At 74.0% G+C, this 25,494-nt stretch carries 3 protein-coding genes; all 3 read left to right on the top strand.

The features are described from left to right. The first annotated feature begins 6 nt into the window (after positions 1–6). The 3 genes from OHQ87_RS13095 to OHQ87_RS13085 all read left to right on the top strand — a co-directional run bounded on the left by OHQ87_RS13095 (position 7) and on the right by OHQ87_RS13085 (position 25,487). Positions 7–10,980 (top strand): type I polyketide synthase, encoded by a 10,974-nt coding sequence (locus OHQ87_RS13095; protein WP_328348238.1) that lies wholly within the window; start codon positions 7–9, stop codon positions 10,978–10,980. 75 nt (positions 10,981–11,055) lie between these two features. Then, the gene (locus OHQ87_RS13090) at positions 11,056–15,999 is read left to right on the top strand and encodes a type I polyketide synthase (protein WP_442930822.1); all 4,944 of its coding nucleotides are present in this window, start codon (positions 11,056–11,058) and stop codon (positions 15,997–15,999) included. After that, entirely contained in the window at positions 15,996–25,487 is a 9,492-nt protein-coding gene (locus OHQ87_RS13085) for a type I polyketide synthase (protein ID WP_442930821.1), read from the top strand. Before OHQ87_RS13090 ends, OHQ87_RS13085 begins: the two co-directional genes overlap by 4 nt. Positions 25,488–25,494 lie beyond the last annotated feature (7 nt).

Raw genomic sequence — 25,494 nt, 5'->3', positions numbered from 1 at the left:
CGGTCCATGGCTAACGAGGCGAAGCTTCTCGACTACCTCAAGCGGGTCACCGCCGACCTGCACCAGGCGCGGCAGCGGCTGCGTGAGGTGGAGGCCGGCGAGCAGGAACCGGTCGCCATCGTCTCCATGAGCTGCCGCTTCCCGGGCGGGGTACGGACGCCGGAGGATCTGTGGGAGGTGGTCGCGTCCGGGCAGGACGTGATCTCCGACTTCCCGGAGGACCGGGGCTGGGACCTCGCGTCCCTGTACGACGGCGACCAGGAGCAGGGCGGGCCCGGTACGACGTACACGGCGCAGGGCGGGTTCGTCCACGACCTGGCCGACTTCGACCCGGGCTTCTTCGGCATCTCCCCCCGCGAGGCCCTGGCCATGGACCCGCAGCAGCGGTGGCTGCTGGAGACCTCCTGGGAGGTCCTGGAACGGGCCGGCATCGACCCGCACTCGCTGAAGGGCAGTCGGACCGGCGTCTTCGCCGGCAGCACCGGCCAGGACTACGGCGGCGTGCTGATGGGCGCCGCGCAGGGCCTCGAGGGCCACCTGATGACCGGCAACGCCGGCAGCGTCGTCTCCGGCCGGATCGCCTACACGTTCGGCCTCGAGGGCCCGGCCGTCACGATCGACACCGCCTGCTCGTCGTCGCTGGTCGCCCTGCACCTTGCCGCCCAGGCGCTGCGCCAGCAGGAGTGCACCCTGGCCCTCGTTGCCGGGGTCACCGCCATGTGCACCCCGGCTGCGTTCGTCGAGTTCTCCCGCCAGCGTGGCCTCGCCGCCGACGGCCGGTGCAAGGCGTTCGCCGCCGCCGCCGACGGGACCGGCTGGTCCGAGGGCGTCGGCGTCCTGCTGCTGGAGCGGCTGTCCGACGCCAAGCGCAACGGCCACCCGATCCTCGCCGTCGTCCGGGGCAGCGCGGTCAACCAGGACGGCGCGTCCAACGGCCTGAGCGCCCCGAACGGGCCCTCCCAGCAGCGCGTCATCCAGCAGGCCCTCGCCAACGCCGGCCTCTCCGCCGGCGGCGTCGACGTGGTGGAGGCGCACGGCACGGGCACCCGGCTCGGCGACCCGATCGAGGCGCAGGCGCTGCTCGCCACGTACGGGCAGGACCGGGGCGGTGCGGAGCCGCTGCTGCTCGGCTCGGTCAAGTCGAACGTCGGGCACGCGCAGGCCGCCGCCGGCATCGCCGGTGTGATCAAGATGGTGATGGCGATGCGGCACGGCGTCGTGCCGCCCACCCTGCACGTCGACGAGCCCACCCCGCAGGTCGACTGGTCCGCCGGTGCCGTCGAGCTGGTCACCGAGGCGACGCCGTGGCCTGCGGTGGACCGTCCCCGCCGCTCGGCGGTGTCGTCGTTCGGGGTGTCCGGCACCAACGCGCACACCATCCTGGAGCAGGCCCCCGCCCCCGCCCCCGCCCCCGCCTCCGCCGAGGTCGACGCCGCGCCGACGGTGGCACGCCCGGTCGTGCCGGTGACGGTGTCGGCCCGCGACGCCGCCGCACTCGCCGCCCAGGCGGGTAACTGGGCCGCCCGGGTGGCCGCCGACCAGGCCCTTCGCCCCCTCGACGTCGCCTTCTCGTCGGTGGTCTCCCGGTCCGTGCTGGACCACCGGGCCGTGGTCGCCGCCACGACCCGGGACGACCTGCTGGCCGGGCTGCGCGCCCTGGCGGCGGAGGAGCCGTCCGGCGCGGTGGTCGCCGGCCAGGTCGGAGACCGGGGTTCGCTCGCGGTGCTCTTCTCCGGTCAGGGTGCGCAGCGCGCCGGGATGGGTCGGGAGTTGTACGCGGCGTTCCCGGTGTTCGCTGCCGCGTTGGACGAGGTGTGCGGCCATTTCGACCCGCTCCTGCCGCAGCCGTTGCGGGCTGTGTTGTTCGCCGAGGTGGGTTCGGTGGAGGCGGAGTTGTTGGATCAGACCGTCTTCACGCAGGCGGGGTTGTTCGCGGTCGAGGTGGCGTTGTTCCGGTTGGTGGAGTCGTTCGGGGTCGTGCCGGACTTCGTCGGTGGTCACTCGGTCGGGGAGGTCACCGCTGCTCATGTGGTCGGGGTGCTGTCGTTGGCCGATGCGTGTGTGTTGGTGGCGGCGCGGGGTCGGTTGATGCAGGCGCTGCCGGTCGGGGGCGGGATGCTCGCGGTGGGCGCGTCGGAGGAGGCGGTTGCCGAGACACTTGTCGGTCGGACCGATCGGGTCGGCCTCGCCGCCGTGAACGGTCCGTCGGCGGTGGTCGTCTCCGGGGTGGCCGACGCCCTGGACGAGGTGGAGGCGGTGTGGCGGGGTCGGGGTGTGCGGACGCGTCGGTTGACGGTGAGCCATGCGTTCCACAGCCCGTTGATGGAGCCGATGTTGGCGGAGTTCCGGGCGGTGTTGGAGGGGTTGACGTTTTCGACGCCGTTGGTGCCTGTGGTGTCGAACCTGACCGGGGCGCTGGCTGACCCGCAGGAGCTGACCCGGGCGGAGTATTGGGTGCGGCATGTGCGGGAGGCGGTCCGTTTCGCCGACGGGATCGCTGTCCTGAGGGCCGCTGGCGTCGACACGTTCCTGGAGGTTGGTCCGCAGAGTGTGCTGACCGCGTTGGCCGGCGACATCCTGCCGGGTGACGGGGGTGTGCTCGCCGTCGCCGCGCAGCGCCGGGACCGGTCCGAGGTGGAGGCCCTGCTCGCCGCCCTTGGTGAGCTGCACGTCCACGGGGTTCCGGTCGCCTGGGGGCCCTGGTTCACCGGCACCGGCGCGACCCGGATCGACCTGCCCACGTACGCGTTCCAGCACCAGCGCTACTGGCCCGAGGCCGGTGCCGGGTGGACCGGGGACGTCACCACGGTCGGTCTGCGCCCCGCCCGGCACCCCCTGCTCGGCGCCGCCGTCGGGGTCGCCCACGCCGAGGGCTTCCTGTTCACCGGCAGGCTGGCCCGGCGTACCCACCCGTGGATCAGCGACCACGTCGTGTTCGACACAGTGCTGCTGCCCGGCACCGGCTTCGTCGAACTCGCCCTCCAGGCCGGCGCACACGTCGGCGCGGACCACCTCCGGGAACTCACCCTGGAGTCGCCGCTGATCCTGCCGGAGACCGGCGGGGTCGACATCCAGCTCTGGATCGGTCCGGCCGACGGGACCGGCTGCCGGTCCGTGTCGCTGCACTCCGCCCCGGACGGCGAGCCCACCGACGGTGCCTCAGGCGAGCGCGCCTGGACCCGCAACGCCAGCGGCGTACTGGCCAGCGGGCCGGCGGGGTCCAGCGGCCCCGCCGGCTGGTCCGACCTGGCCGCCTGGCCGCCCGCCGGCGCGACCGAGGTGGCGACCGACGACCTGTACCTGAACCTCGCGGCGCAGGGCTACGACTACGGTCCGTCCTTCATCGCGCTGCGTTCGGCCTGGCGGCGCGGCGACGACGTCTTCGCCGAACTGGCGCTGCCCGAGACGCCCGCCGCCGAGGCCGGCGCGTACGGCCTGCATCCGGCGCTGCTCGACGCGGCCCTGCACACCCTCGGCCTCACCCCGCCCGGCGGTGCCCCGACCGGGGCGAACATCCCGCCCGGCTACGGCCGACTGCCGTTCTCCTGGAACGACGTCGCCCTGCACGCCGCCGGCGCGGCGGCGGCCCGGGTCCGCGTCACGCACACCGGCACCGACAGCATCTCCCTGGTGCTGGCCGACGTCACCGGCACCCCGATCATCTCCGTCGGCTCCCTCGTCCTGCGGCCCGTCTCCGCCGACCAGCTCCGGGCGGCCGGGGGCGGCGACACCGAGTCGCTGTTCCGCATCGAGTGGGCGCCGCTCGCCCCGCCCGCCGCCCCGGCCACCGTCGCCTGGGCGGTGGTCGGCACCGACGGCGGGCTCGCCGACGCCGTCGCCGCCACCGGGACGGCCGTCGCGGCGTACCCCGACCTGGACGCCCTGGCCGCAGCGCTGGACGACGGTGCCGATACCCCCGGCGTGCTGGTCGTGCCCTTCCTCGACCCGCCCGGGCCGGCCGACCTGCCCCGGGCGGTCGCGGAGACCACCCACCGGGCACTCGCCGTGCTCCAGCAGTTCCTCGCCGACGACCGGTACACCGACTCCCGTCTCGTCGTGCTGACCCGGGGTGCCGTCGCTACCGTGCGGGATGCCGACCTGACCGACCTGGCCGGCGCGGCGGTGATCGGCCTGCTGCGCTCCGCCCAGTCGGAGAACCCCGACCGGTTCGTGCTCGTCGACGTCGACGACATCGCCGGCTGCGCTGCCGCGTTGGTGCCGGCCCTCGCCACCGACGAGCCGCAGATCGTCGTGCGGGCCGGCGTCGCCGCCGGCGCCCGGCTCAACCGGGTCCCCGCCCGGGCCGAGCCGCCCGCCGCCCCCTTCGACGGCGACGGGACCGTCCTGATCACCGGTGCCACCGGCACCCTCGGCCAGCTGATGAGCCGGCACCTGGTGACCGTCCACGGCGTCCGGCACCTGATCCTCACCAGCCGGCGGGGCCGGTCCGCCGGGGGAGTCGCCGAACTCTGCGCCGACCTGGAGGCGCTCGGCGCGACCGTCACCGTCGCCGCCTGCGACGTCGCCGACCGGGAGGCCGTCGCGGAGCTGCTCGCCGCCATCCCGGCGGAGAACCCGCTCACCGCCGTCATCCACGCCGCCGGCGTCCGCGACGACGGCATCATCCCCTCGCTCACCCCCGAGCGGATGGACGGCGTCCTGCGGCCGAAGGTCGACGCCGCCTGGAACCTGCACGAGCTGACCGCCCACCTCGACCTGAAGGCGTTCGTCTCGTACTCGTCCCTCGCGGCCACCGCCGGTGGCCCCGGCCAGGGCAACTACGCCGCCGCCAACGCGTTCCTCGACGGGCTGGCCCACCACCGCAGGGCGCACGGCCTCGCCGCGCTCACCCTCGCCTGGGGCCTCTGGGCCGACCGCAGCGGCATGACGACCGAGTTGGACGACGTCCACCTCAACCGGATCTCCCGCTCCGGCGTCGCCGCGATGGAGGCCGAGGAGGGGCTGGCCCTCTTCGACGCCGCCTGCCGGACCCCCGACGCGGCGCTCGTCCCCGCCCGCCTCGACCTCGCCGCGATGAAGGTGCAGTTCGCCGGCAGCGTCCCGCCCCTGTACCGGGCGCTGATCCGTACCCCCGCCCGCGCCGCCGCGGCCACCACTGGCGCGTCTCTCGTCCGACAACTCGCGGCTCTCGGCGACACCGACCGGCTCGCCGCGCTGGTCGAGATCGTCCGGGGCCAGGCCGCCGCCGTGCTCGGCTACCCCGACCCGGGGGCGATCGAGCCGCGCCGGGCGTTCAACGAGCTCGGGTTCGACTCGCTCACCGCCGTCGAGATGCGTAACCGGCTGAACAACGCGTTCGGCATGCGCCTGCCGGCCACCCTCGTCTTCGACTACCCGAACCCGTACGACCTGGCGGTCTTCCTGGGAACGGAGATCGCCGGCACGCCCGTACCCGTGCGACCCACGACCACCACCGTCCCCGTCGGCGACGACGAGCCCCTCGCGATCATCGGCATGGCCTGCCGGCTGCCCGGCGGGGTGTGGTCCCCGGACGACCTGTGGCACCTCGTCGCCGACGGGGTCGACGCCATCACCGACCTGCCCACCGACCGGGGCTGGGACCTCGACTCGCTCTACAGCCCCGACCCCGACGCCACCGGCACCTTCTACACCCGGGGCGGCGGCTTCCTCAGCGGCGTCGACCGGTTCGACCCCGGATTCTTCGGCATCAGCCCGCGCGAGGCGCTCGCCATGGACCCGCAGCAGCGGTTGCTGCTGGAGACCACCTGGGAGACCTTCGAGTCCGCCGGCATCGACCCCGCGACCGCACGGGGCAGCAGCACCGGCGTGTTCGTCGGCACCAGCGGGCAGGACTACGCCAGCCTGCTCGCGTTCGCCCCGGAGGGCACCGAGGGCTACGCGCTGACCGGGCTCACCAGCAGCGTCATCTCCGGACGGGTGGCGTACACGTTCGGGCTGGAGGGACCGGCCGTGTCCCTGGACACCGCCTGCTCGTCGTCCCTGGTGGCCCTGCACTGGGCCGGGCAGGCGCTGCGTCGCGGCGAGTGCGACATGGCCCTCGCCGGGGGCGTGATGGTGATGGCCACCCCTACCGCCTTCATCGAGTTCTCCCGGCAGCGTGGGCTGGCGGCTGACGGGCGGTGTAAGTCGTTTGCTGCTTCGGCGGACGGTACCGGCTGGTCCGAGGGTGTGGGCATGCTGTTGGTGCAGCGGCTTTCCGATGCCCGTCGGGAGGGTCGGAAGGTCTTTGCGGTGGTGCGTGGTTCGGCGGTGAACCAGGACGGTGCGTCGAACGGGTTGACGGCGCCGAACGGTCCGTCGCAGCAGCGGGTGATCCGGCAGGCGTTGGCCAGCGCCCGGCTGTCCACGGCCGACGTGGACGTGGTGGAGGCGCACGGTACCGGCACCACCCTGGGTGACCCGATCGAGGCGCAGGCGCTGCTGGCCACGTACGGGCAGGACCGGCCCGTCGACCGGCCGCTGCTGCTCGGGTCCGTCAAGTCGAACATCGGGCATGCGCAGGCGGCTGCTGGTGTGGCGGGTGTGATCAAGGTGGTGCAGGCGATGCGGCACGGGGTGGTGCCGGCGTCGTTGCATGTGGATGAGCCGTCGCCGCATATCGACTGGTCGGCGGGTGCGGTGGAGTTGGTGACCGAGGCGCGGCCGTGGCCGGTGGTGGGGCGGCCGCGTCGGGCGGCGGTGTCGTCGTTCGGTATCTCCGGCACGAATGCGCACGTCATCGTCGAGCAGGCCGACGAGGTCGACGAGGTGGCCGTGGACGCCGCCCCGGGGCTTGTCGACTCGGACGTGGTGGTGTGGCCGTTGTCGGCGCGGTCGAAGGCCGCCCTGGCCCGGCAGGCCGCTCGTCTCGCCGAGTATGCGCGGATGCATCACGACATCGACCGGTCGGCGGTCGGTTGGTCCCTCGCCATCACGCGGTCCATCTTCGACCAGCGCGCGGCGGTGGTCGGGGCGGGCGTCGAGGAGTTGCTCGTCGGGTTGGAGGCGGTGGCGGCGGGTTCCCCGGCGGGGAATGTCGTGACGGGATCCGCCTCGGGGCACGGTGCTGGTCCGGTGTTCGTGTTTCCGGGTCAGGGTGGTCAGTCGGTGCGGATGGCGGCGGGTTTGGTGGGTCGGGTGCCGGTGTTCGATGCGCGGTTGGCGGAGTGTCAGCGGGCGTTGGTGCCGTATCTGGATGTGGATGTGGTGTCGGTGTTGACCGGGGATGACGAGTCGTGGTTGGGGCGGGTGGAGGTTGTCCAGCCGGTGTTGTGGGCGGTGGGTGTAGCCCTGGCGGCGGTGTGGGAGCACGTGGGGGTGTCTGCGGCGGTGGTGGTGGGTCATTCGCAGGGTGAGATCGGTGCGGCGTGTGTGGCGGGGATTTTGTCCTTGGAGGATGCGGCGAGGGTGGTGGCGTTGCGGTCGCGGGCGTTGGGGGTGTTGCGGGGTTCGGGGGCGATGGCGTCGGTGGATCTGTCGGTGGAGGCGGTCACCGAGCGGTTGGTGGGGTTCCCCGGGGTGGGGGTGGCGGCGGTGAACGGTCCGGCGACGGTGGTGGTGTCCGGTCCGCCGCAGCCGGTGGCCGACCTGGTCGCGGCGTGTGAGGCCGACGGGGTGCGGGCGCGGTTGGTTCCGGTGGATTATGCGTCGCATTCGCCGGCGGTGCAGGAGGTTGCCGAGCAGTTGCGTGCGGATCTGTCGGGGGTGAAGCCGCAGGCGGGTCACGTCCGGCTCGTGTCGACCCTGACCGGGGATTGGGTCGGGCCGGAAACCATGGATGCCGACTACTGGTACGAGAATCTGCGGCGGACGGTGCAGTTCGATGCGGCGGTGCGGGTGGCGGTCGCGGCGGGGCACAGCACGTTCGTGGAGGTTTCCCCGCATCCGGTGTTGACGATGCCGGTGACGGCGATCCTGGACGACGCGGGGGTGGCGGGGCATGTCCTGGGTACGTTGCGGCGGGGTGAGGACGACCCGACCCGGCTGTTGACCAACCTGGCCACCGCGCACGCCATCGGCCTGCCCGTGGACCTGACCCGGGTCCTGGCGGAGGCCGAGGTCGTGCCGCTGCCGACGTACGCCTTCGACCACCAGCGGTACTGGCTCGACCCGCCCGCGCACCGGGTGCAGGACGTCAGCGCCGCCGGCCTCCAGGACGCCGGGCACCCGCTGCTCAGCGCGACGCTGACGTTCCCCGACAGCGAGCGGATGGTCTTCACGGGCCGGCTGTCGGTGCGTACCCACCCGTGGCTCGGGGAGCACCGGGTGATGGACAACGTCCTGCTGCCCGGCACCGCCTTCGTCGAACTGGCCACGTACGCCGGCGAGCAGGCCGGCTGCCCGAGGCTGGAGGAGCTGACCCTGCTCGCCCCGCTCGTCCTGCCCGAACTCGGCGCGCTCCAGGTGCAGCTGCTGGTCGGTGACCGGGACGACGACGGTCGGCGCGGCGTCCAGCTCTACTCCCGGCCGTACCGGGAGGGCTCGGACGAGATCCTGGCCGACGTCGGCTGGACCTGCCACGCCACCGGCCTGCTCGGCCCCCGGCCCGCCGACGCGGGCACCCCCGGCTTCGACCTCGGGGTGTGGCCGCCGCCCGGCGCGACCCCCGTCCCGTCCGAGGGCTTCTACGCCGGCCTCGAGACGAGCGTCTTCGGCTACGGGCCGGTCTTCCGGGGCCTGCGCGCGGCGTGGACGCGCGGCGACGAGGTCTTCGCGGAGGTGGAGCTGCCGGCCGACCAGCACAGCGAGGCGGGCCGGTTCGGCGTGCACCCCGCGCTGCTCGACGGCGCGCTCCAGGCCATGTCGATCGGCGGTTTCCTGGGCCGCATGGGCGACGGCGCCGACGCCGCCGCGCCGCGGCTGCCGTTCGCCTGGACCGGGGTCACCCTGCTCGCCGCCGGTGCCACCGCCCTGCGGGTACGCGTCGCGGCGGCCGGCGAGGTCGGGGTGTCCTTCCAGGTGGCCGACGCCACCGGCACCCCGGTCATGCACGTCGACTCGCTGATCATGCGCCGGGTCTCCGGCGACTCGCTCGGCGCGGCCCGTTCCGGTCGGCAGGAGTCGCTGTTCCAGGTCGACTGGCCGGCGCTGCCGCTGCCCACCGGCCCGGTGCCCGCCGCCACCCGGTGGGCGGTGCTCGGCGGCGACGACCTCGCCCTCAGCGCCGCCTGCGAGGCGGCGGGCGTGCGGGTACGCACCGACGTGGGCCTGGACTCCCTCGGGGACCTGCTCGCCGGGGGTGGGGCCGCGCCCGAGGCGGTGATCGTCCCCGTCGGCGGGACCGGCGACCCGACCGACCCGGCGCTGGCCGGGCAGGCGCGGGCCGCCGCGCACCGTACGCTCGCGGGGCTGCGGACCTGGCTCGCCGACGACCGGTTCGCCGAGTCCCGCCTGGTGCTGGTCACCCGCGACGCGGTCGTGGCGGGGGAGCAGGCCGTGGTCAACCTGCGGCAGGCCCCGGTGTGGGGACTGCTGCGCACCGCCCAGATCGAACACCCGGGCCGGCTGCAACTCGTCGACCTCGACGAGCACCCCGACAGCGCTGCCGCGCTGGCCGCTGCGGTCGCCTCGGGCGAACCGCAGCTCGCCCTGCGGGCCGGGCAGCTGCGCACCCCGCGCCTCGGCCGGGTCCCCGCGGGGGTGCAGCCGCTTTCCGGCGACGTCGACCCGGACGGCACCGTGCTGATCACCGGCGGCACCGGGGTACTGGGTCGCCTGCTGGCCCGGCACCTCGCCACCACCCACGGCATGCGGCACCTGCTGCTGGCCGGCCGGCGCGGCGCGGCTGCCGAGGGCATCGGCGACCTTGTCGCCGAACTGGCCGCCGCCGGTACGGAGGTGACCGTCGCGGCCTGCGACGCCGCCGATCCCGACGCCCTGGCCGCGCTGCTCGCCGGGGTGCCGGCCGCGCACCCGCTCACCGCCGTGGTGCACGCGGCCGGCGTCCTCGACGACGGCGTGGTGGAGTCGATGACCCCCGAACGCCTCGACGCGGTGGCCGTGCCGAAGATCGACGCCGCCTGGCACCTGCACCGACTCACCGAGGGCGCGGGCCTCGCGGCGTTCGTGCTCTTCTCCTCGGCGGCGGCCACCCTCGGCAGCGCCGGCCAGTCCAACTACGCGGCGGCGAACGCGTTCCTCGACGCCCTCGCCGCGCACCGACGGGCCCGGGGGCTGCCCGGCATCTCCCTCGCCTGGGGTCTGTGGGAGCAGGCCAGCGGCATGACCGGCCACCTCGGCGACGCGGACGTGCGGCGGATCACCGGGCAGGGCGCCGCCGGCCTGCCCACCGAGCAGGCCCTGGACCTGTTCGACGCGGCCTGGCGGCTCGACGCCGCGGCGATCGTGCCGATGCGGCTGGACGTCGGGACACTGCGGACGCAGGCGGAGTCCGGTGCCCTCGCGCCGATGCTGCGGGCCCTGGTCCGGGTGCCGCTGCGACGCTCGGTCGACGGGTCCGGCACCCGGGCCGGTGGGGTGCCGCTCAGCCAGCGGCTGGCCGGCCTGGCCGAGCCGGAGCGGCTCAAGGTCGTCCTGGACGTGGTGCGGGCGAACATCGCCGCCGTCCTCGGCCACGCGGGCGCCGACGCCATCGATCCGGGCCGGCTCTTCACCGAGCTCGGCTTCGATTCGCTCACCGCAGTGGACCTGCGCAACCGCCTGAACAGCCTGTCCGGGCTGCGGCTGCCGGCGACGCTGGTCTTCGACTACCCGACGCCGACCACGCTCGCGGAGAAGCTGGCCAGCGAGATCACCGCCGGGGAGGCCCCCTCCACCCAGCCCCTCTTCCAGGGCATCGACACCGTGGAGAGCCTGCTGACCAGCATTCCCCTCGATCCGGCGAACCGGGAGCGGTTCACCGCCCGGATGCGCGACCTGCTGGCCAAGGTGTCCGACCTGGCCGACGGTCCCGCCGCCGAGGAGGACCGGCCCGATCTCGAATCAGCCAGCGACGACGAGATCTTCGACTTCATCAGCAAAGAGTTTGGAATCTCCTGACATGACCGACCCCCGGATCGAGGCAGGTGCGGCCCGATGAGCGACGACGACAAGCTTCGGTACTTCCTCAAGCGGGTGACCGCCGATCTGCACGACACGAAGCGCAAGCTGCAGACCGTCGAGGCCCGCGACCAGGAACCCCTCGCCATCGTGTCGATGAGCTGCCGGTTCCCCGGCGGCGTCCGTACGCCTGAGGACCTCTGGGACCTCGTCGCCGACGGTCGGGACGCCCTCACCGAGTTCCCGGACGACCGGGGCTGGGACCTGGAGTCGCTCTACGACCCCGACCCGAACCAGCCGGGCAAGAGCTACACGCGGGTCGGTGGGTTCCTCGACGCCGCCGGTGACTTCGACGCCTCCCTCTTCGGGATCTCCCCGCGCGAGGCCCTCGCCATGGACCCGCAGCAGCGGTTGCTGCTGGAGACCTCCTGGGAGGCGGTCGAGCGGGCCGGCATCGACCCGCTGTCCCTGCGCGGCAGCCAGACCGGCGTCTTCGTCGGGCTCAGCACGTCCAACTACGGCATGGGTCTGCCGCATGTGCCCGAGGGCGTCGACATGTACCTCGGCACCGGCAACACCACAAGTGTCGCCTCGGGCCGGATCTCGTTCACCCTCGGGTTGAACGGCCCCGCCGTCACCGTCGACACCGCCTGCTCGTCCTCCCTGGTAGCCCTGCACCTGGCGGTGCACGCGCTGCGCCGGCGGGAGTGCGACCTGGCCATCGCCGGTGGCGTCACCGTGATGGCCACCCCCGGCGTCTTCGTCGTCTTCTCCCGGCAGCGCGGCATGTCCGTCGACGGGCGGTGCAAGGCGTTCGCGGCAGGCGCGGACGGCACCGGCTGGGGCGAGGGCGGCGGGGTGTTCGTCCTGGAGCGGCTCGCCGACGCGGAACGCAACGGCCACCCGATCCTCGCCGTGATCCGGGGCAGCGCCCTCAACCAGGACGGCGCGTCCAACGGCCTCACCGCTCCGAACGGCCCGTCGCAGCAGCGGGTGATCCGGCAGGCTCTCGCCAACGCCAGGCTCGGCACCGCCGACGTCGACATGGTGGAGGCGCACGGCACGGGTACCACCCTGGGCGACCCGATCGAGGCACAGGCGCTGATCGCCACCTACGGGCAGGACCGGCCCGCCGACCGGCCGCTCTGGCTCGGCTCGGTGAAGTCGAACATCGGCCACACCCAGAGCGCCGCCGGGGTCGCCGGCATGGTGAAGATGGTGATGGCCCTGCGCAACGGCGTGATGCCGGAGACCCTGCACGTCGACGCGCCGTCGACGCACGTGGACTGGTCCGCCGGGGCGGTCTCGCTGCTCACCGAGCGCCGGCCGTGGCCGGAGCTGGATCGACCCCGCCGAGGCGGTGTCTCCTCGTTCGGGGTGAGCGGCACCAACGCCCACGTGATCGTCGAGGAGTACCGGCCGTCCGTCACCACCGACGCGGAGCAGGCCGACGAGCCTACCCGGACCCGCGACCGGGCTTGCGGCCTGGTCGCCTCGGACGTGACCGCGTGGCCGGTGTCGGCGCGGTCCAAGGGCGCGCTGGCCGTTCTGGCCGCCCGCCTCGCCGAGCGCGTGCGCGAGCACGGTGCGGTGGACCCGACAGCGGTGGGCTGGTCGCTGCTGACCACCCGGTCGACCTTCGACCAGCGGGCCGTCGTGGTCGGCGCGGACCTCGACGAGCTGCTGGCCGGTCTGGACGCCCTGGCCGCCGGCTCGCCGGCCGGGAACCTGGTGTCCGGTACGGCCGTCGGTTCGTCTGCTGGTCCGGTGTTCGTGTTCCCGGGCCAGGGCGCGCAGTCGGCGCGGATGGCGGCTGGTCTGGTGGGTCGTTGTCCGGTGTTCGACGTGCGGCTGGCGGAGTGTCAGCGGGCGTTGGCCGCCTACCTGAATGTGGACCTGGTTTCGGTGTTGACCGGGGATGACGAGTCGTGGCTGGAGCGGGTCGAGGTCGTCCAGCCGGTGTTGTGGGCGGTGGGTGTCGCGCTGGCGGCCGTGTGGCAGCACGCCGGTGTCAGTCCGGCGGCGGTGGTCGGTCACTCGCAGGGTGAGATCGGTGCCGCCTGTGTCGCCGGGATCCTCAGCCTGGAGGACGCGGCGAGGGTTGTCGCGCTGCGGTCGCGTGCGTTGGCGGTGTTGCGGGGCACCGGGGCGATGGCCTCGGTCGACCTGTCCGCCGACGCTGTCGCGGAACGGCTGCCGGCATTCCCGGGTGTGGGGGTGGCGGCGGTGAACGGGCCGGCGACGGTGGTGGTGTCGGGTCCGTCGCAGCCGGTGGGGGATCTGGTGGCGGCGTGCCAGGCCGAGGGCGTCCGGGCGCGGATCATCCCGGTCGACTACGCGTCGCACTCGGCGGCGGTGCGGGGGGTCGCCGAGCAGTTGCGCACCGATCTGGTGGACGTCACGCCCCGGGCGGGTCAGGTCCGTCTCGTGTCGACTCTGACGGGGGAGTGGGTGGACCCGGAGTCGATGGGGGCGGAGTACTGGTTCGAGAACCTGCGGCAGACGGTGTTGTTCGATCCGGCCGTCCGGGTTGCCGCCGCAGCGGGCCACAGCACGTTCATCGAGATGTCCCCGCATCCGGTGTTGGCGATGCCGGTGACCGCGATCCTGGACGACGTGGGCGTCACCGGGCACGCCCTGGGCACGTTGCGGCGGGGTGAGGACGACCCGACCCGCCTGCTGACCAGCCTGGTTACCGCCCACACCATCGGCCTCCCGGTGGATCTGCGGAAGGTCCTCGCCGAGACGGCGACGGTCGACCTGCCCACCTACGCCTTCGACCACCAGCACTACTGGCTGGACGGTAGCGGCGGACCCCAGCTGGAGGGCCTGACCCAGGGCACCGCCGACCCCGGCGACGCCGGCTTCTGGGCGGCCGTGGAACGCGGCGACCTGGCCGCGCTCGCCAACGTGGTCACCCCCGCCGACACCCCCGCCGAGCATGCCGCCGACGCGTTGCGGCCCGCCCTGCCGCTGCTCACCTCGTGGCGGCGGCAGCGACGCCGGCAGTCCGACATCGACAGCTGGCGTTACCAGGACACCTGGAAGCCGCTGACCGGAGTGGCCAACCGGGGCATGAGCGGTACCTGGCTCGTGGTGCTGCCGACCGGGGACTTCGTCGAGCCCTGGCAGGACGCTTCCGTCGAGGCGATCGCCGCGGCCGGCGCGAACGTCGTACCGGTCCCCGTCAGCACCACCGACGTCGACCGTGACCTGCTCGGCAAGCTCCTGCGGGAGGCCCTCGCCACCGGTACCGGCACCGACGGTGGGGACGCCGAGGTGACCGGCGTGGTGTCGCTGCTCGCCTTCGACGAACTGGTCCACCCGCTCTATCCCTCCGTACCCGGTGGCTTCGCCGCGACCGTCGCGCTCTTCCAGGCCCTCGGCGACATCGGCCTGTCCGCCCCGATGTGGAGCGTCACCTCCGGTGCCGTCTCCGTCGGCCGCGTCGACCAGCTCCGGGCACCGATGCAGGCGCTGGTCTGGGGCTTCGGCCGGGTCGCCGCGCTGGAACACCCGGAACGCTGGGGTGGCCTCGTCGACCTGCCCGAGGCGGTCGAGGAGCGCTCCGCCGACCTGCTCGTCGCGGCCCTCACCACCGCCGGCGAGGAGGACCAGATAGCCGTCCGCCCGACCGGACTGCTCGGCCGCCGCCTCACCCGTGTCCCGCTCGGGGACAGCCAGCCCGCCAACCCGTGGGAACCCTCCGGGACGGCCCTGGTCACCGGCGGTACCGGTGCCCTCGGTGGGCACGCCGCCCGCTGGCTGGCCCGCAGCGGAGTGGAGAACATCATCGTCGTCAGCCGGCGTGGCATGGCCGCGCCGGGTGCCCGGCAACTGGTGGACGATCTCACCGCCCTTGGTGCCCGCACCACTGTGGTCGCCTGCGACGCGTCCGACCGGGAGGCCCTGGCTGAGCTGATCGACGGCATCCCCGACGAGCAGCCCCTCACCACTGTCGTGCACGCCAGCGCGGTGCTGGACGACGCCCTGATCAACGAGATCCGGATCGACCAGATCGAACGGGTCCTCCAGGCCAAGGTCGACGTGGCGTACCACCTGCACGAGCTGACCCTCGGCCTGGACCTCTCGGCGTTCGTCATGTTCTCGTCCTTCGCCGGGACCGTGGCCAGCTCCGGCGTGGGCAACTACGCGCCGAGCAACGCCTTCCTCGACGCGCTCGCCCAGCACCGGCGTGGCCTCGGCATGCCCGCCACCGCCATCGCCTGGGGCGCCTGGGCCGGCGGTGGCATGGCCGACGGCCCGTTCGGCGAGCTGCTGCACCGGCACGGCGTCCCGGAGATGCCCCCGGAGGCCGCCATCACCGCTCTGCACCAGGTGGTGGACCACGGCGAGCCGGCGCTCACCATCGCCGACATCGCCTGGGAGCGGTTCGCCGTCGCGTTCACCGCGACCCGTCCCGGCCCGTTGATCAGCGACCTGCCGGACGTCCGTCGGCTCCAGGCCACCGAACACGCCGTCGCCGGCACCGAGTTGCCCGATGGCCCCGACCCGCTGCGGGACCGGCTCGCCGGGCTGCCCGCCGCCGACCGGATGGCCGTGCTGCTCGGGCTGGTCCGGGGCCAGGTCGCCGCCGTCCTCAACTACGCCTCGATGGAGTCGGTCGACGAACACCGGGCGTTCCGGGAACTGGGGTTCGACTCGGTCACCGCGGTCGAGCTGCGTAACCGGCTCGGCACGGCGACCGGGGTGGCCCTCCCGGTCACGCTGGTCTTCGACTACCCGACCCCGACTACCCTGGCCGAGTACCTCTTCGCCGAGGTGGCCCAGGAGGACGTGGTCACCCCGACCGTGCTCCTCGACGATCTCGACCGGATCGCCGACAGCCTCGACGTGGTGGCACGCGACGAGGCGGCCCGGGTCCGGGCCACCGTCCGTCTCCAGGCGATGCTCTCGTGGCTCGGCCAGGGCGGCGGTGGCGACATCGGCCGGCATCTCGACGACGCCACCGACGACGAACTGTTCGCGATGGTCGACAAGGACCTCGGGATCTCCTGACCCACTCCGGCTCTCCCGCCGACACCCCGGCTCTCCGTCCCCTGCGAGGAAGCGGCTCCGACATGGGCAATGAAGACAAGCTCCGCGACTACCTCAAGCGGGTCATGGCTGATCTCCACGACACCCGTCGACGGCTCAGCGAGGTCCAGTCCCAGGAACTGGAGCCGGTGGCGATCGTGGCGATGAGCTGTCGGCTGCCCGGCGGGGTGCGCAACCCGGACGACCTGTGGGAGCTGCTGCGGGACGGCCGGGACGCCGTCACCTTCTTCCCCGACGACCGGGGCTGGGACCTGGAGCGGCTCTACCACCCCGACCCCGACAACCCGGGCACCTCGTACGCCCGGGAAGGCGGGTTCATCGACGGGGCCGGTGACTTCGACGCCCGTTTCTTCGGCATCTCGCCCCGCGAGGCCCTCACCATGGACCCGCAGCAGCGGCTCCTGCTGGAGACAGCCTGGGAGGCGGTCGAATCCGCCGGCATCGACCCCGCCTCGTTGCGCGGCACCCGGACCGGAGTCTTCGTCGGCACCAACGGGCAGGACTACGGCACCCTGCTGATGATGTCGCCGGACGGGGACGAGGGCCACTCGATGACCGGAGGGGCGGCGGCCGTCGCCTCCGGGCGGGTGTCGTACACGCTGGGGCTGGAGGGGCCGGCGGTGTCGATCGACACGGCCTGCTCCTCCTCCCTGGTGGCGCTGCACCTCGCCGTGCAGGCGCTGCGCGCGGGGGAGTGCACGCTGGCCCTGGCCGGTGGGGTCACCGTGATGGCGACCCCCGGCCTCCTGGTCGGCTCCAGCCGGCAGCGTGCCCTGTCCCCGGACGGGCGGTGCAGGTCGTTCTCCGCTGCCGCCGACGGTGCCGGGTTCTCCGAGGGGGTCGGCTGGCTGCTGGTGGAGCGGCTGTCGGACGCCCGCCGTAACGGCCACCGGGTCCTGGCGGTCGTCCGGGGCAGTGCGGTCAACCAGGACGGTGCGTCGAACGGACTCACCGCCCCCCACGGGCCCGCGCAGCAGCGGGTGATCAGCCAGGCCCTCATCTCGGCCCGGCTCTCCACCGCCGACGTGGACGTGGTGGAGGCGCACGGCACGGGTACCCGCCTGGGTGACCCGATCGAGGCCCAGGCGCTGCTGGCCACGTACGGGCAGGACCGGGGGGAGGCCACCCCGGTGCTGTTGGGGTCGGTGAAGTCGAACCTCGGGCACACCCAGGCCGCCGCCGGTGTGGCCGGTGTGATCAAGGTGGTGCAGGCGATGCGGCACGGGGTCGTGCCGGCGACCCTGCACGTGGACGAGCCGTCGCCGCACATCGACTGGTCGGCGGGTGCGGTGGAGTTGGTGACCGAGGCGCGGCCGTGGCCGGCGGTGGGGCGGCCGCGTCGGGCGGCGGTGTCGTCGTTCGGCATCTCCGGCACCAACGCTCACGTGATCATCGAGCAGGCCGACGAATCCGTCGACGAGGAGGCCGAGACCCGTACCCGCGCTCCGGGCGTGGTCGGCTCGGAGGTGACCGTCTGGCCCGTGTCGGCGCGGACGAGGAACGCACTGGCCGGCCAGGCCGCCCGCCTCGCCGCGCACGTGCGCGAGCGCGACGGCCTGGACACCTCCGCGCTGGCCTGGTCGCTGGCGACCACCCGCGCCAGCCTCGACCAGCGGGCGGTGGTGGTCGGGTCGGGTGTGGAGGAGTTGCTGTCGGGGTTGGATGCGGTGGCGTCGGGTGTGCCGGCGGGGAACGTGGTTTCGGGTGTGGTTGGTTCGTCTGCGGGTGCGGTGTTTGTGTTTCCGGGTCAGGGTGGGCAGTCGGTGGGGATGGCGGCGGGTTTGGTGGGGCGGGTGCCGGTGTTTGATGCGCGGTTGGCGGAGTGTCAGCGGGCGTTGGTGCCGTTTGTGGATGTGGATGTGGTGTCGGTGTTGACGGGGGGTGATGAGTCGTGGTTGGGGCGGGTGGAGGTGGTGCAGCCGGTGTTGTGGGCGGTGGGTGTGGCGTTGGCGGCGGTGTGGGAGGAGGTGGGTGTGTTGCCGGGGGTGGTGGTGGGTCATTCGCAGGGTGAGATCGGTGCGGCGTGTGTGGCGGGGGTCTTGTCTGTGGAGGATGGGGCGAGGGTGGTGGCGTTGCGGTCGCGGGCGTTGGGGGTGTTGCGGGGTTCGGGTGCGATGGCGTCGGTGGATTTGTCTGTTGGGGCGGTCACTGAGCGGTTGGTGGGTTTCCCGGGGGTGGGGGTGGCGGCGGTGAATGGTCCGGCGTCGGTGGTGGTGTCGGGTCCGCCGCAGCCGGTGGCTGACCTGGTGGCGGCATGTGTGGCCGATGGGGTGCGGGCCCGGTTGATTCCGGTGGATTATGCGTCGCATTCGGCGGCGGTGCAGGAGGTCGCGGAGCGGTTGCGTGCGGATCTGTCGGAGGTGAAGCCGCAGGCCGGTCACGTCCGGCTCGTCTCGACCTTGACCGGGGATTGGGTGGACCCGTCGTCGATGACGGCGGACTACTGGTATGAGAATCTGCGGCGGACGGTGCAGTTCGACGCTGCGGTGCGGGTGGCGGTCGCGGCGGGTTACCGCACGTTCGTGGAGGTGTCGCCGCATCCGGTGTTGACGATGCCGGTGACCGCGATCCTGGACGACGTGGAGGTGACCGGGCACGTCCTGGGTACGTTGCGTCGGGGTGAGGACGATCCGACCCGGTTGTTGATCAACCTGGCTACCGCGCACGCCATCGGTCTGCCGGTCGACCTGACCCGGGTGCTGCCCGAGGCCGAGGTCGTGCCGCTGCCGACGTACGCCTTCGACCACCAACGGTACTGGCCGGCACCGCCGATCTTCCTGAACCAGGACGACGGGGAGCCGGACCTCGACCGGTGGCGCTACCGGGTCACCTGGGAGGTACTGCCCGACCTGCCGCTGACCCGGCTCTCCGGCACCTGGCTCGTCCCGGTCCCCGCCGCCCTGGCCGAGGATCCGCTGGTCGCCGGTGTGCTGGGGGCGCTCGGCAACGTCGGCGCGGACGTCGTACCCGTGCTGCTGGACGTGATCGACGATCAGTCGGCGTTCACCGACCGGCTGCGCGCGGCCCTCCCCACCGACGGCCTCGCCGGCGTGCTCTCCCTGCTCGGCCTCGACGAGCGCGTGCACCCGGAGCACCTGGCGGCCCCGCTCGGCGTCGTCGGGGCCGCTCAACTGGTGCAGGCGCTCGGCACGCTGGGCGTGGAGGCCCCGCTGTGGTGTGCCACCCGACGGGCCGTCGCGGTCGGTGCCGGGGACGCCCCGCCGACCCCGGTGGCTGCCGCCGTCTGGGGCTTCGGCCGGGCGGTCGCACTCGAACACCCCGGTCGTTGGGGCGGACTGGTGGACCTGCCGGCCGACCTCGACCCGGGTACCGGCGCACGACTCTGCGCGGTTCTCGGCGGCAGCGGCGGCGAGGACCAGGTCGCCGTCCGGGAGACCGGCGTACTCGTCCGCCGCCTCACCCGGATCACCGGGCCCGAGCCGGCCACCACCGACCCCGGCGACGACGGTTGGCGGATGCGCGGCACGGTGCTGATCACCGGCGGAACCGGCGGACTCGGCGGGCACATGGCCCGCTGGGCGGCCCGCGCCGGCGCGGCGCACGTCCTGCTGGCCAGCCGACACGGTCCGGACGCGCCGGGCGCCGCCGACCTGGCGGCGGAGCTGACCGACCTCGGCGTCCGCGTCACCGTGGCCCCCTGCGACGTCACCGACCGGACGCAGCTCGCCGCCCTGCTGGCGAGCACACCCGACGACGCCCCGCTCACCGCCGTGCTGCACACCGCCGCAGTCCTCGACGACGGCATCGTCGACACCGTCACCCCGGCCCGGCTGCACGCCGTCGCCGCACCCAAGTGCACCGCCGCAGAGCACCTGGACGAGCTGACCCGGGACCTCGACCTCGACGCCTTCGTCCTGTTCTCCTCCGTCGCCGGCACCACCGGCAACGCCGGACAGGGCGCCTACGGGGCGGCGAACGCGTACCTCGACGCCCTCGCCGAGCGACGCCGGGCCGAGGGGCGCCCCGCGCTCTCGGTCGGCTGGGGTGCCTGGAGCGGGGCCGGCCTGCCGGCCGAGAACGAGGTCGCCCGGCAGCGGCTCCAGCGTGGCGGCATGGTCGCCATGAAACCCGAGCTCGCGGTGGAGGCACTGGGCCTGGCCCTGCGGCGCGGCGAGGTCACCACGGTGATCGCCGACATCGACTGGACCCGGTTCGCCCCGGCGTTCACCCTGGTCCGGCCCAGCCCGCTGATCGGCGACCTGCCTGAGGTACGGCGGGCGGCCCCGCCGGCGGACCAGCCAGCGGAGGCAGCGCAGGACGCGCCGTCGTCGGCACTCGCCCAGCGGCTCGCCGGAATCAGCTCCGCCGACCGGAACGCGGAGCTGCGGGACCTGGTCCGGCAGTGTGCGGCAACCGCCCTCGGCTACGGGGCGGCCGAGGACGTCCCCGCCACCCGCCCGTTCCGGGACCTCGGCCTGGACTCGCTGACCGCGGTGGAGATGCGCAACTTCCTCGCCACCGCGACCGGCCTGCGGCTGCCGGCCACCCTCGCCTTCGACTACCCGAACCCGACGGTGCTCGCCGCGCACCTCGACGAACTGCTCACCGGGAACGCCGTCGACACGACCGCGCCCGTCGCGGCGGCTGCCGTGTCCGACGAACCCATCGCCATCGTCGCGATGGGCTGCCGGTTCCCCGGTGGGGCGGACACCCCCGAGCGGCTGTGGCAGCTGCTCGCCGCCGGAGGCGACGCGGTCGGGGAGTTCCCCACCGACCGGGGCTGGGACCTGGCCCGGCTCTTCGACGCCGACCCCGCCAACGAGGGCACCAGCTACGCCCGCGAGGGTGCCTTCGTCCCCGCGGCCGCCGAGTTCGACGCCGGCTTCTTCGGCATCAGCCCGCGTGAGGCCCTCGCCATGGATCCCCAGCAGCGGCTGCTGCTGGAGACCTCCTGGGAGGCGATCGAACGGGCCGGCATCGACCCGCAGGCGCTGCGGGGCAGCTCCACCGGTGTCTTCGTGGGCACGAACTACCAGGACTACCGCAACCTGATGATCGGCGCCGAGGGCGCCGAGGGCCACCTGATGACCGGCAACGCCGGCAGCGTGCTCTCCGGCCGGGTGGCCTACACCTTCGGGCTGGAGGGGCCGGCCGTCTCGGTGGACACCGCCTGCTCCTCGTCGCTGGTGGCGCTGCACTGGGCCTGTCAGGCGCTCCGTTCCGCCGAATGCTCCCTCGCCCTGGTCGGCGGGGTCACCGTGATGGCCACCCCCGGCGTGTTCGTCGGCTTCAGTCGGCAGCGGGGGTTGGCCCCGGACGGCCGGGTCAAGGCGTTCGCCTCCGCCGCCGACGGGACGAGCTGGGGTGAGGGTGCCGGCATGCTGCTGGTGGAGCGGCTCAGCGACGCCCGGCGCAACGGCCACCCGGTACTGGCGGTGATCCGGGGCAGCGCGGTCAACCAGGACGGTGCGTCGAACGGTCTCACCGCCCCGAACGGCCCCGCCCAGCAGCGGGTGATCCGGCAGGCGCTGAGCAACGCCCGGCTCTCCGCAGCCGACGTGGACGCCGTGGAGGCGCACGGTACGGGCACCCGGCTCGGTGACCCGATCGAGGCGCAGGCCCTGCTCGCCACCTACGGACAGGAGCGCCCCGCCGACCGTCCGCTCTGGCTCGGGTCGGTGAAGTCGAACATCGGCCACACCCAGGCCGCTGCCGGTGTCGCCGGGATCATCAAGATGGTCCTCGCCATGCGGAACGGCTACCTGCCACCGACCCTGCACGTCGACGAGCCCACCGACCAGGTGGACTGGAGCGTCGGCGCGGTCGGACTGCTCACCGAGGGGCGGCCCTGGCCGCTGACCGGACGGCCGCGCCGCGCCGCCGTCTCCTCCTTCGGGATCAGCGGCACCAACGCCCACACCATCCTCGAGCAGGCCCCCGAACCGGCCGTGCCGGTCGTGTCCCCGGCCGAACTGCCGCTGGTGCCGGTGCTGCTGTCGGCGCGGACCGCCGCGTCGCTGGCCGCCCAGGCGGGCCCGTGGGCCGACCGGCTCACCGGGCCGCAGGCGGCGCCGCTGGTCGACGTCGGCTGGTCGTCGGCGGTCTCCCGGGCCGTGTTGGAGCACCGGGCGGTCGTCCTGGCCGCCGACCGGAAGGAACTGCGTGCCGGGCTGCGGGCGTTGGCACGTGGCGACGACTCCCCGCTGCTGGTCACCGGGGCGGCCACTGGAACGCCGAAGGTCGCGTACCTCTTCTCCGGACAGGGGGCGCAGCGCCCCGGGATGGGCCGCGAGCTGGCCGGGGCGTACCCCGTCTTCGCCGCCGCCCTGGACGAGGTCTGCGCGGTCCTCGACCCGCACCTGCCCCGACCGCTGCGCGAGGTGATGTTCGCCGAGGCCGGTACGGTCGAGGCCGACCTGCTGGACCGGACCGAGTTCACCCAGCCGGCGATCTTCGCCGTCGAGGTGGCGCTGTTCCGGCTCCTGAGCGCCTGGGGCCTGCGCCCCGACGTGGTCGCCGGCCACTCCATCGGCGAGTTCGCCGCCGCCCACGCCGCCGGGGTGCTCACTGTGGCCGACGCCGCCGAACTGGTCGCCGCGCGGGGCCGGCTCATGCAGGCGTTGCCCGACGGTGGGGCGATGGTCGCCGTCGCCGCGCCGGAGGCCGACGTGCGCGCCAGCCTCGGTGACCGCGCCGACCGGGTCTGCGTGGCCGCGGTGAACGGTCCCACAGCGGTGGTGCTCTCCGGCCCGGCCGACGCCGTCGAGGAGGTGACCGCCGAGTGGGCCGCGCGGGGCGTACGGACCCGTAGGTTGGCGGTCAGCCACGCGTTCCACAGCCCGCTGATGGACCCGGTGCTCGACGACCTCGCCACCGTCGCCGCGCGGCTGTCGCACCACGCCCCGACCATCCCGCTGGTCTCCACGGTCACCGGCGCGCCGGTCGACGCGACGGAGATGGGCACGCCGGGGTACTGGGTGCGGCACGCCCGGGGCGCGGTGCGCTTCGCCGACGCGGTCACCGCCCTGCGCCGGCAGGGCTGCACCGGGTTCGTGGAGGTCGGCCCGGACGGGGTGCTGACCGCCCTCACCCAGGCCGCCCTCGCCGACGGCGGGTCGGCCGGCGGGCGGCCCGCGCTGGTGGTGCCCACCCTGCGCCGGGACCGTCCGGAGTCGGCCGCCCTGCTGCGGGCGGTCGCCACGCTGCACGCGCACGGCTGGTCGCCGGACTGGCCGGCCCTCTACGCCGACGCCGAACCGCAGCCCGCCGACCTGCCCACCCACGTCTTCGACAGGCAGCGCTTCTGGCCCGAACCGCCAGCGTGGCTCACCGCGCCGGTCGACGAGCGGACCGAGACCGACAGCCGGTTCTGGACGGCGGTGGAGGCCGAGGACCTCGACTCGCTGCTGCGCGAGCTGGACGTCGACCGGGACCAGCCGTTCGGCACGGTGCTGCCGGCGCTGTCCGCCTGGCGGCGGCGCGGGCGCGAACGATCCATGGTGGACAGTGCCCGCTACCGGGAGCTCTGGCAGCCGCTGGCCGCGCCGACCACCCCCTCGGCGACGCCTCCGGAGCGTTGGCTGGTGCTGCTGCCCGCCGCCCTGGCGGGCGACCCCGGTCTGGACGCCTGCGTCCGGGCGCTCGGCGCGAACGTGACAACCGTGCCGGTGGACACCGCCGCCGACCCGGACGAGCTGGTCGGCGTCCTGGCCGACGCGCTGGCCCGCACCGACCAGCCGCTGTCGATCCTGTCCCTCCTCGGCCTGGACGACTCCCCGCACGCCGAGTACCCGGCGCTGCCGCGTGGCCTCGTGGCGACCGTGCAGCTCCTGCACGCGATGACCGACCTGGACGTGGCGGCCCGGCTCTGGTGCGCCACGCGGGGCGCGGTCGGGGTCGCCGACGGCGACGCGCCGGCCAGCCCCCGGCAGACGGCGCTGTGGGGGCTGGGCCGGGTGGCGGCGCTGGAACAGTCCGCCCGCTGGGCCGGGCTGGTCGACCTGCCGGCCGCGATCGACGGCGGGACCGCGACGCGGCTCGCCGACCTCCTCACCGGCGGCGTCGCCGAGGATCAGCTCGCCGTCCGGGACGCCGGGGTGTTCGTCCGCCGGCTCGCCCCGGCCGCCACCGTCGGCGAACCGGAGCCGTGGCGGCCCCGGGGCACCGTGCTGGTCACCGGCGGCACCGGCGCGCTCGGTGGGCACATCGCCCGTTGGGTGGCCGCCGCCGGCGCCGAACGGATCGTGCTGACCAGCCGGCGCGGCATCGACACGCCCGGCGCCGCCGAGCTGCTGGCCGAACTGGAGGCGTCCGGCGTCGACTGCCGGGTGGCCCGCTGCGACGCCGCCGACCGGGCCGCAATGACCGACCTGATCGCCGAGCTGCGGCGGGAGGGCCCGCCGCTGCGGACGGTGATGCACGCCGCCGGGGTCAGCGAGTTGGTGCCGCTGGCCGACACCACCCTGGAGGACCTGGCGTACGTCATCGGCCCGAAGCTGGTCGGCGCGGAACTGCTCGACGAACTGCTCGACGGCGTCGAGCTGGACGCGTTCGTGCTCTTCTCGTCGATCGCGGCCGTCTGGGGCAGCGGCGGGCAGGGCGCGTACGCGGCCGGCAACGCCTACCTGGACGCCTTCGCCCAGCGACGGCGGGCGCGGGGGCTGCCCGCCACGTCGGTGGCCTGGGGCCCGTGGACGGAGTCCGGCATGTTCGACGACAGCGGGCCGGAGCAGCTACGCCGTCGTGGCCTGCGGGTGATGCCGCCCGGCGTGGCGTTGGCCGGGCTGCGGCACGCCCTCGCCGTCGGGGACACCTGCGTCACCATCGTCGACATCGACTGGGCCACCTTCCACCCGCCGTTCACCGCGCTGCGGTCCAGCCCGCTCCTGGCCGACCTGCCGGCCGTACGGGAGCTGAACGCCGGTCCCGCCGAGTCGGTCGGCACCCCTGCCACGGTCGGTCGGGACCTGCTCGCCGAGCTGCGTCCGCTGCCCGCCGCCGAACGGCGCGGCAGCCTCCTGGAGATGGTCCGGGTGACCGCGGCGAAGGTCCTCGGCCACTCCACTGCGGACGCCGTCGACACCGAACGGGGTTTCCTCGACCTCGGGTTCGACTCGCTCACCGCGGTGGAACTGCGCAACCTGCTCAGCGCCGAGACGGGGCACGAACTGGCCACCACCGTCGTCTTCGACTACCCGACCGCGGCCGACCTCGCCGGCCACCTCTACGGGGAGCTCTTCGGCGACGAGGGCGAGCCCGTCGACGGTGGCGACGAGGAGACGGTCCGGCGGGTCCTCGCGGCGATCCCACTGGACCAGTTGCGCCGCTCCGGCCTGCTCGACCCGTTGTTGCGGCTCGCGCGGGACACCGGCGCGCCGGAGCCGGATCCGGCCGCTGCGCCGACCGCTCCGGTCGCCCCCGAGGCCGAGATCCGTGAACTCGACGTCGCCAGTCTGGTCCGGCTCGCCCTCGAAGGCTCCGACTCGTGACCCGGCC

It is taken from the genome of Micromonospora sp. NBC_00421 (genome assembly GCF_036017915.1).
GTDB lineage: Bacteria > Actinomycetota > Actinomycetes > Mycobacteriales > Micromonosporaceae > Micromonospora.
This window is presented reverse-complemented; position numbering and strand designations above follow the sequence as displayed.